This window comes from Bacillus sp. JJ1764 (genome assembly GCF_036962145.1).
Lineage (GTDB): Bacteria > Bacillota > Bacilli > Bacillales > Cytobacillaceae > Neobacillus.
In genome coordinates this window covers 1-9603 of sequence record NZ_JBALNY010000024.1, presented here as the reverse complement: position 1 = coordinate 9603, position 9603 = coordinate 1, and the positions used below count along the sequence as shown (strand labels likewise).

8 protein-coding genes are annotated in these 9603 nt (G+C 36.8%); 1 reads left to right on the top strand and 7 read right to left on the bottom strand.

What is annotated here, in order from left to right; all coding sequences use genetic code 11:
- The first annotated feature begins 193 nt into the window (after window positions 1-193).
- A complete protein-coding gene (locus tag V7083_RS03970) occupies window positions 194-379 on the top strand; it encodes a hypothetical protein (protein ID WP_335475606.1) in 186 nt (61 codons plus the stop codon).
- Between the two features lie 44 nt (window positions 380-423).
- On the opposite strand, the gene V7083_RS03965 is transcribed toward V7083_RS03970, so the two are convergent.
- The 7 genes from V7083_RS03965 to V7083_RS03935 form a co-directional block, all read right to left on the bottom strand.
- The gene (locus tag V7083_RS03965; RefSeq protein WP_335475605.1) at window positions 424-2820 is read right to left on the bottom strand and encodes an ABC transporter permease subunit; all 2397 of its coding nucleotides are present in this window, start codon (window positions 2818-2820) and stop codon (window positions 424-426) included.
- On the bottom strand, window positions 2813-3673 hold the full coding sequence (locus V7083_RS03960) for an ABC transporter permease subunit (protein WP_335475603.1): 861 nt from the start codon (window positions 3671-3673) through the stop codon (window positions 2813-2815). Before V7083_RS03960 ends, V7083_RS03965 begins: the two co-directional genes overlap by 8 nt.
- Before the next feature lie 168 nt (window positions 3674-3841).
- Entirely contained in the window at window positions 3842-4777 is a 936-nt protein-coding gene (locus V7083_RS03955) for an ABC transporter ATP-binding protein (protein ID WP_335475601.1), read from the bottom strand.
- Window positions 4778-5845: an ABC transporter ATP-binding protein gene (locus V7083_RS03950; protein ID WP_335475599.1), complete on the bottom strand. Its 1068-nt coding sequence runs from the start codon at window positions 5843-5845 to the stop codon at window positions 4778-4780.
- A gap of 4 nt (window positions 5846-5849) precedes the next feature.
- Window positions 5850-6773 carry an ABC transporter permease gene (locus tag V7083_RS03945; protein WP_335475598.1) on the bottom strand — a complete coding sequence of 308 codons (924 nt, stop codon included), beginning with the start codon at window positions 6771-6773 and terminating at the stop codon, window positions 5850-5852.
- A gap of 3 nt (window positions 6774-6776) precedes the next feature.
- Window positions 6777-7712 carry an ABC transporter permease gene (locus V7083_RS03940; RefSeq protein ID WP_335475596.1) on the bottom strand — a complete coding sequence of 312 codons (936 nt, stop codon included), beginning with the start codon at window positions 7710-7712 and terminating at the stop codon, window positions 6777-6779.
- A gap of 100 nt (window positions 7713-7812) precedes the next feature.
- Window positions 7813-9408: a peptide ABC transporter substrate-binding protein gene (locus V7083_RS03935; protein WP_335475608.1), complete on the bottom strand. Its 1596-nt coding sequence runs from the start codon at window positions 9406-9408 to the stop codon at window positions 7813-7815.
- Window positions 9409-9603 lie beyond the last annotated feature (195 nt).

Below are 9603 nucleotides of genomic sequence, written 5' to 3'. Positions count from 1 at the left end.
CATTAATTCCTCCATTTATTCTCATTATATTCTCAATTAGGATTATTCCACTGAAAACGCATTCATCTTATAAAAACTTTTAACAAATAAGATTAATTCCCTTTCAATATGGTAAAAGTTCTTTTAAAATAAGGAGTAGGGGATTATTCTTTTTAGGCAATGAAATGTTTAGCTTATTTATGGAGGGATATAGATGGGAGCTTACATAGTGGATTTAACTGTTGTAGCTGTTTTAATTATTGGAATAACAGCTATGATGGGCGTTATTACAAATACCATCGGAGAAAAAGTATTTGGCGGAAAGCGCCGAAGTGAATTTGTAGATCAAAATGCAAAATATCAAACTGGCTGGAAAATGGTCGGCGGGAAAAAGCACTAAATAAATGCGGTGTTCCTTCAATGAAGGAACACCTTTTAATTTTATTACAACCGATTAGGAACTTCTAACCAGTCGTTAAAGTATTCCTGTGGCACTTGAAAGTAATCCTTGGTAAACCGTATAAATTCGGCAGTATCTACTTCTTTATATTTAAACCGTTTGTAGTAGTCAGCCAGGTATTCACTGAGGACGGTTTTAAAATCTTTATCCCTTATCCGATATTTATCCTGCACAAGCGAGAATAGTTTTAATGCAGGCTGCCCATAAATATACCCTGAATTTTTGTTTTCAGATAGGGGGACATTGGAAACCTGCCTACCTAACCCAAGTTCTTCAATTTTTTTCATTCTATTGATAGAAAGGCTCTGTGACTGATACGCCCCCTCATGTTCTCCTAAATAATAGAAAACATTTGTAGCAAATTCGCTCATCCCTTCATCAATCCAAGCTTCATGATAGGGGTCGTTAGAAACCACTCCCGAAAAATATTGGTGGGCAATTTCATGAACAACATCCATGTTAAAGAAATCTTCATCTTCATTATATGGATTTACAGTAACAATTCCCGGGTATTCCATATTCTCCCCTTTATCAAGGACAATATCAAGTTGGGATAATGGATAATCTCCAATTTTGTCCTGATAAAAACTTAAGGCCCTTTTGGTCAATGCCAATACTTCCTGTGGTTTTTTATCTTGATCCTTCTTGGTATACAACCGGACTTCAACTCCATTTACATCGGTTGTATAAGTTTGCATCCCTTTCACAATAGCAATAAAAAACTCTCTGACTTTTTCAATTTTTACCTCTCCACTGTTTTCTTTAGAACCTGCATCCCGGTCAGCTGTTGAAATTAACGAATATCCTTTGGGAATATCATACCGAACAGAATAATCAGAAAAATCAGTGTGGTACGTTTCAAGTCCTTTTTGATAATCCTCTTTATTCCATTTTCCATTTTGGTAGGTGGCAAGCATTGGATACCATTGAGCTAAATAGTAATTCTGCTTAACTTTGGAAAATCGACTTCCCTCTTCTGGAACAGTGAAGCTATAAGTCACATTAATCTCAGCATGATCATCTTTACCCATATTTTTATCGAGCTTAATCTTTAAGGAATCACGTTTTAAGCTATAGACCGCCTTTTGATTATTCACTTTAATTTCTTTTATAATCAGCTTGGAGGCACCCGATTCTGAAAAAACGTTTGGGATGAAGTAAAAGACAATATCTTTCCATTCATTATTAGATTTATTGGTAACGTTTATATTTGCAGTTGAATGGAACAACCCATTTTTGTTCATTTTCAGTTTTAACTCGTATTTTGCCGCACTGAAATTTTTTACACCAATATCATCATCCTTGTGAATCGTTACATACCAGCCAGCACCGACAAATAAAACGAATAGGAATATTAAACCTATCACTTCCCCTTTAGCTAGCCATCCTTTTGTCTTTTTACCATATGTCTTCCGTTTAGGCATTACATTAGGCTCAAAGCCAGTTTTGATCCATGGTGTTCTCGAATAGTTTGATTGAAAACGATTTTTCAACCCATTTGCCAGTAAACTGAGGGCAATAATGGTAAAAACCAAAAACAATAATGGAATATAAAGAATATGGGATGTACTATAGATATTTCCCCTTGCAGAACCTACTAGTCCGGCGATTTCTTTCGTAATCGATAAGTAAATCGGCCCTTCCAATGGATCCATTCTCATGATGGTTCCGCCAATAAAAATATGCATAAGCGCAAGTTGCCCCATTAGCGTGATAACATGGATGACTTCAAGAACAAACATGACCAGCAAAGATTCTTTTAACTGTGGAAAAATATGTTTCCAGACAATTCGATGTTTAGATGCACCCAAAGTTCGTGCAGCTTCAATAAAAGCAGACTTTGAGATTTCTTTTGACTTCTTTCGCACCGAAGAAATGATACTTGGAGTACTGACTGCTGCTGCGAGAATGATAAAGTAATAGATTAACTTATCGGTGTCCACTATCGGATTGAAAGTAATCGGATTAAGAAAGAAAAAGAGTATCAGAAAAAGCGGAATATAACTCCAAGCTGTTTCAAATGCTTCAATCCATTGTGGTGTTCTTCTCAACATCCCTGCATATAATCCAATAATAGAACCGACTGTCATTTTAATTATGGTCACCGCTATAGAAACAAAGAGCGTATATCGGATCCCGTATAATACCATTGAATAAAGATCATACCCCCATTTATCCGTTCCAAGTGGATAGTCCTTGGACTCAAACGGATCAAGTGGTGGAGCATAAATTTTACCGTTATCATAACTTGTTTTTAATGTTTCTGTTAAAGTGTGCGGAGCAATTGATGGTCCAAAGATAGCTAAAAAAATGAGAACCACACAAAAAATAAAGCCAATATATAAGGAATAATTAACTGAAAATAACTTTTTCTTATTCATGGACTAATCCTCTTTTAAACATGAAGAGTACGATTCTAACAGAAAGGAAAACAATTAATGAAATCAATAGCATTGAAAATAAACCTATGGCTACGGGCTGAAATTGATTGCTTTGAAAGATAAATTTCGTAATCCCTCTGACATTTAATAAGTATTCAATAATAAACATATTGCCTACCGCTAGTGAAATAATTTTTGTTAACTCAGCAATGATAAACGGTTCAATGTTTTTGTATACATGGTGGAGATTAATATAATTTAAGTCCATTCCTTTTGAGACAGCTGTACGAATATAATCTTCACCACTTATTTGATAGTATTTAACAGCTACTAATTTAAACAAATATAAGGTAGGAGCTAAACTTGACAAACAAATTGGAAACCACAAATTTAAAGCTCCCCCATCTACTTTCAAGGAAAGTACTCTAACCCCAGTGATTTGGTAAAATTTAACAGCAATAATCAACCCAAAAACGATAAGAATAAAATCAGGAATGGATGAAAGTATGTTAAGCAGTATATTGATCAAGCGAGAAAGTTTGAATCGACTTAAGAAGACTCCAAATAGTAAACTAAAAATTACGGCTATGATCACACCACCCAGTAAAATAATTAAGCTAGTTGTAAAATTGTAAGGTATGTCACCGGAAATTTCCCTAATTTGACTGCCAATCGTATATGTACCCAAACCCCCGCCAGCAAGTGTTTGATAAAATTCCTTATAAATTTGCCCCAACCTTGTAAAATCCCAATCAATACTTTTATCAATAGGATTAATGTGAATCACCCAAGGAATAGCAGCAAGAAATAATACTAATAGAATAATAAATACAACTTGTTGAAGAATCCTCATGTCCAACTCCCTTCTTTCCTCTATATTAAATTAGTTACTTTTACATTTTCCTTTTTTTGTAGTATAATGTCAATAATATTCAATATTTTTTGAAAACACTTTCAATTCAGAACAACAAAAAGCTTGCAGAATACTGTCTACTCTGCAAGCCAAAACACTAAAGGTGTATTATTTTTTATATTTAGCTTTATATTGTTCGAACTCTTTTTCTGAGCAATATATAAGGTGACCAGGGGCAATTTCTCGCATTGCTAATTGTTCGTTTTCCTGATAATGATGAACACTTGGATCGTACATGATTCGATGACGTTGTCTTTCAGTATCTGGGTCTGGAAGCGGAATAGCTGACAATAGCGATTGTGTATAAGGATGCATTGGATTCTTATACAAATCCTCGGATGAAGCCAATTCAACTAATTTACCAAAATACATAACACCAATACGGTCACTAATATATTTCACCATTGATAAATCGTGGGCAATAAACAAGTAAGTTAGCCCTTTTTCTCTTTGAAGCTTTTTCATTAAATTTACAACTTGCGCTTGAATAGATACGTCCAAGGCGGAAATAGGTTCGTCAGCAATGATAAATTCTGGCTCAACTGCCAATGCCCTAGCGATTCCGATTCTTTGCCTTTGACCTCCCGAAAACTCGTGTGGGTACCGATTAGCATGCTCTTTGTTAAGACCTACCGTTTCCAATAAGTCATATACATGCTCCATCCGTTCCTTTTTACTCTTGGCTAAACCATGAATATCAATTCCCTCGGCAATAATATCAGCAACTGTCATCCGAGGATTCAAGGAAGCGTATGGATCTTGGAAAATCATCTGCATTTTTCGATTAAATTTCTTTAATTCTTTAGCAGATTTCTTTCCGTGAACATTTTCACCATTAAACAGGACTTCTCCATCAGTAGCATCATATAAACGAATAATCGTTCTTCCAGTTGTGGATTTTCCACAACCAGATTCACCAACAAGTCCAAGGGTTTCGCCTTTGTAAATATCGAATGATACATCGTCAACTGCCTTTACTTGGTTTGGACGACCTTCATTAAAATACTGCTTTAAATGTTTTATTTCAAGTAGTTTCTCTACCATCTATTTTGCCCCCTTTACAAGTACAGGTTTTTCAAAGGTTGAGGGCAGTTTTCGCAACCGTCTTTGTACCGCTTCAGGCGGATTAATTTCCGGTGCGTCTGGATGTAAAAGCCAAGATTTAACAAAATGAGTTTCTGAGATTTGGAACATTGGCGGTTCCTCTTCAAAATCAATCGCAAGAGCATATTGATTTCTTGCAGCAAACGCATCCCCTTTTGGTGGGTTTGTTAAGTCAGGCGGTGTCCCTGGTATCGCAGCTAATTCTGCTTTATCATCATTATCCAAGCTCGGCATGGAAGCAAGAAGTCCCCATGTATATGGATGACGCGGGTCATAGAATATTTCATCTACCGTTCCCACCTCAACAATCTGACCGGCATACATAACTGCTACACGGTCAGCAACATTTGCCACAACCCCTAAATCATGGGTAATAAAAATAATGGATGTATCCATTTTCTGTTGCAAATCCTTCATAAGCTCAAGAATTTGCGCCTGAATCGTAACATCAAGTGCTGTTGTTGGTTCGTCAGCAATCAATAATCGCGGATTAGCAGCCAAGGCAATCGCAATCATCGCACGTTGTCTCATACCACCGGAAAATTCATGTGGATATTGATTAACACGTTTTTCTGGCATTGGAATACCAACAAGTTTAAGCAATTCAACAGCCCGGTCTTTCGCTTGCTGCTTAGGCATATTTTGGTGCTTAATTAAAACTTCCATAATTTGAATCCCGACTCTCATCGTTGGATTTAATGATGTCATCGGGTCTTGGAAAATCATACTAATATCTTTTCCGCGAATCTTTTCCATTTCCTTATCGGTTTTCGTAACTATATCATGACCATCAAATAAAATTTGACCAGACGTTATTTTACCTGGAGGCATCGGAATTAATTTCATAATAGTTTGAGTCAAAACGGATTTCCCTGATCCTGACTCACCAACGATCGCAAGAGTTTCCCCTTTTATAAGATCAAAACTTACATTGCGGACGGCTTTAACTTCTCCTCCATAAACCTGGAATGAGACCGATACGTCTTTTACTTCTAGTATTTTTTCCATATTCTCACCCCTTATTTCGCAATCTTGGGTCTAATGCATCCCGCAATCCATCACCGACAACGTTAAATGCAAAAATGGTTAACGCAATCAGTGCAGCTGGGAAGAATAAGCGCCATGGAAAATATTGAAGTGCTGGCAAACCGTCAGATGCCATCGTTCCCCAACTTGCCAACGGAGGCGTTAGACCAAGACCAAGGAAGCTTAAAAATGATTCTGTAAAAATAGCAGAAGGAATGGTAAGTGTCATTGTCACCAAAATGGATCCCATTGTATTTGGAATCAAATGGCGAAGCATGATTCTTTTAAGGCCCGCTCCTAGTGTCTTAGCTGCTAAAACATATTCCTGATTCTTTAGAGAAAGAACTTGTCCACGGACAATCCGCGACATATTGATCCACCCTGTAATGGTCATAGCTAAAATCATTGTTCCCAAATCTTGTCCCAATACAACCATCAATAAGATAACAAGAAGTAAGTATGGTACCCCGTATAAAATATCAGCAACCCTCATCATAAATTCATCTACACGGCCGCCTTTATAACCTGCCAAACCGCCCCAGAATACACCAATTGTGAAATCGACAATGGCTGCAGCTATACCTATAAATAAGGATATACGTGCACCTTGCCATGTACGAGCAAACATATCACGGCCAAGATCATCCGTTCCAAACCAGTGATCTCCACCTGGTGGCTTGTTTGTGTTCATCAAATTATTGGTTGCATAATCATACTTAGTCATATATGGGCCAAAGATTGCCATGAAAATAAGGATAATTAATAATACAACTCCAAACATGGCAAGCTTGTTCTTTCGAAATCGAATAACAACATCTTTCCAAAACGAAAGACTCGGTTTTGAAATTTTCTCAGCATCGGATGCTTTCGCACCAACAACTTGAAATTTTTCTTTTGATATTTGCTGCATTATTTATTCTCCTTTCTTCCCGCCAGCCAATTTAATGCGTGGATCGATAAGTCCGTACGCAATGTCGACAAGGAGAATCGAAAATAGTAGGATTATACTGTAAAAGACTGTAACTCCCATAATTACCGTATAGTCACGGTTTGCAATACTTAAAACGAAATGTGAACCTAAACCGGGAATACCAAATATCTTTTCAATTACGAAACTACCTGTAATGATCCCGGCAGATAAAGGACCCATATAGGAAACAACCGGCATTAAAGCATTACGTAACGTATGCTTTATAATCATTGCACCTCTGCTTAATCCTTTTGCTTTCGCGGTTTTGATATAGTCATTGCTTAATACTTCAAGCATACTTGAACGAGTTAATCTAGCGATAAAAGCCATTGGTGTAGACCCAAGTGCCAAAGCAGGCAAGACGGTGTAACTAAAAGACTCCCAACGTGCAACTGGAAATAAGCCTAATTTAATCGCAAGGAAATATTGTAAAATGGTTGCCATAATAAATGAAGGAACCGATATTCCCAATACAGCAATAATCATCGCAGTGTAGTCCTGCCACTTATTATGCTTCAATGCTGCGATCACACCCAATAAAATACCCACTGCAACCGCAAGAATGATTGCTTCAACCCCTAAAGCTAAAGACACAGGGAATCCATCATTAATCAGTTCATTAACTGTGCGTGCTTTATATTTGAATGATGGACCAAAATCCCACTGAACTATTTTGCCTAAGTAATCACCGTACTGAACATACCAAGGTTTATCAAGACCATAGTGAGCATTGAGACTCGCTTGGATTTCAGGAGGTAACTGCTTTTCTCCGGTAAATGGATTACCCGGTGCAATTCTCATTAAGAAAAACGTTGCTGTAATAATTAAATATAACGAGAGTAAAATGTACAGCAAACGTTTGCTAATGTACTTAACCAATAGACACACCTCCAATATTTAACAAAATGCCATAAGCGAAAACGAAGGTATATGGATTTCACCCCATATACCTTGTTCTCATTAGTTTAATTGTGGATTATTATTGAAAATAAGCCCACTTTAATTGAATATCGCCAAGTCCAGAAATTACTACATCTTTTAAGTTTTTAGATTGAACCCAAACATCAGAGTAGAAGTAGATTGGAGCAACTGGCATTTCATTGATGAAGATTTTTTCTGCATCTTTAAGCATTTGCATACGTTTCTTCGCATCCGCTTCTTTTTGAGAGTCTATTAACAACTGCTTGAACTTAGGATTTTCCCAGTTCGTATCATTGTTTCCGCCTTTTTTGTCACGGAATAATTCAAGGAAGTTGATCGGATCATTAAAGTCACCTAACCAACCCATACGGCCGACTTGGTAATCTCCACTGTGAAGTTTATCAATGTAAACTTTCCACTCTTGGTTATCAAGTTTTACATTAATACCAAGCTCTTTTTTCCACATATCTTGAATTGCTTGAGCAATTTTTTGGTGAGCTTCAAGAGTATTGTAAGAAACAGTGATTTCTGGAAGATCAGATGCTGATTTTAATCCAAGCTCTTTTAATCCAGCTTCTAAGTATTGTTTTGCCTTTTTAACATCATTATCCTTAAAGTAACCTTTTTCGTTCTCTTTAAACATGGATGGAGGAACAGCTGCCATTGCTGGAATTTGTCCGCCTTGAGTAATGTTTTCAACGATTGCTTTACGGTTAATAGCATATGCAAGCGCTTTACGGATATTTACATTGTTCAAAGGTGGTTTTTCAGTATTGAATTTATACCAGTAAGTACCAGCAATTGCTTGAACTTTAAGAGAACCATCACTCTTTAACTGTGGAATTACGTCTGTTGGAAGTTCACCAAGTGGCATACCTGCCCAGTCTAGTTCTCCGTTTTTGAACATAGAAAGCTCAGTGTTTGAATCGTTAACCATGTTGAATTCAACTTTTTTAAGCTTTACATTTTTAGCATCCCAGTAGTTTTCGTTCTTTTCAAGGACAACTTTGTTGCTGTGTGACCATTCAGTCATCTTGAATGGACCGTTAGAAGTATACTTGTCACCAGCGTTTGTATGCCAGTTCGGATCTTCCTTAGCAATTTTGCTGTTTACTGGATAGTAAGTATAGAAAGCAGTTAATTCTAAGAAATATGGAGTTGGGTTCTCTAGTGTTACTTCTAAAGTTTTATCGTCTACCACTTTTACACCAAGTGTGTCAGCAGCAGCTTTTCCTTCGTTAATTGCTTGTGCACCTTTAATATAATAAAGTTGATAAGCATATTGTGATTCGTTTTTAGGATCAAGTGCCCATTTCCAAGCATAAGCGAAGTCTTCAGCAGTTACAGGATCACCATTTGTCCATTTAGCATCACGTAGTTTAAACGTATAAGTAGTCAAGTCATCAGAAGTTTTGATTTCTTTTGCAATTGCAGGTTCTGGCTTGCCGCTTTTACCAATACGAGTTAAACCATCAAAAGTTTGACGCAAAATACTACCTGAAGTAGAGTCATTTGCTAAGCCCGGATGTAACGAGAACGGTTCTGTTCTAATATTAGCCCGGAAAACTTGCGCAACATCCTTTTTACCGGATGTACCATTTTTGTCTTTGTCCTCAGATGTATCTTTGCCGCCGCTACAAGCTGCAAGAAACATGCTTAGTACTAGTGATAATACTAAAAGCAGTGAAAGTTTTGATTTTTTCACTAGTAGACCTCCCTTTTCTATTATTCTGAAAAATTACTACATTCTCTATTATACATATTTTCGGGATAATGTACATACTTTTTAGAATTTAATTTACAGTTTAGATACAATTTTTGCGATTGAGTTACATTTACTCATGTTATA

Excerpts from the sequence above, each read along its gene's own strand:
- V7083_RS03970 (WP_335475606.1), top strand. The coding sequence starts at position 194 with ATGGGAGCTTACATAGTGGATTTAACTGTTGTAGCTGTTTTAATTATT.
- V7083_RS03965 (WP_335475605.1), bottom strand. The coding sequence starts at position 2,820 with ATGAATAAGAAAAAGTTATTTTCAGTTAATTATTCCTTATATATTGGC.
- V7083_RS03960 (WP_335475603.1), bottom strand. The coding sequence starts at position 3,673 with ATGAGGATTCTTCAACAAGTTGTATTTATTATTCTATTAGTATTATTT.
- V7083_RS03955 (WP_335475601.1), bottom strand. The coding sequence starts at position 4,777 with ATGGTAGAGAAACTACTTGAAATAAAACATTTAAAGCAGTATTTTAAT.
- V7083_RS03950 (WP_335475599.1), bottom strand. The coding sequence starts at position 5,845 with ATGGAAAAAATACTAGAAGTAAAAGACGTATCGGTCTCATTCCAGGTT.
- V7083_RS03945 (WP_335475598.1), bottom strand. The coding sequence starts at position 6,773 with ATGCAGCAAATATCAAAAGAAAAATTTCAAGTTGTTGGTGCGAAAGCA.
- V7083_RS03935 (WP_335475608.1), bottom strand. The coding sequence starts at position 9,408 with ATGTTTCTTGCAGCTTGTAGCGGCGGCAAAGATACATCTGAGGACAAA.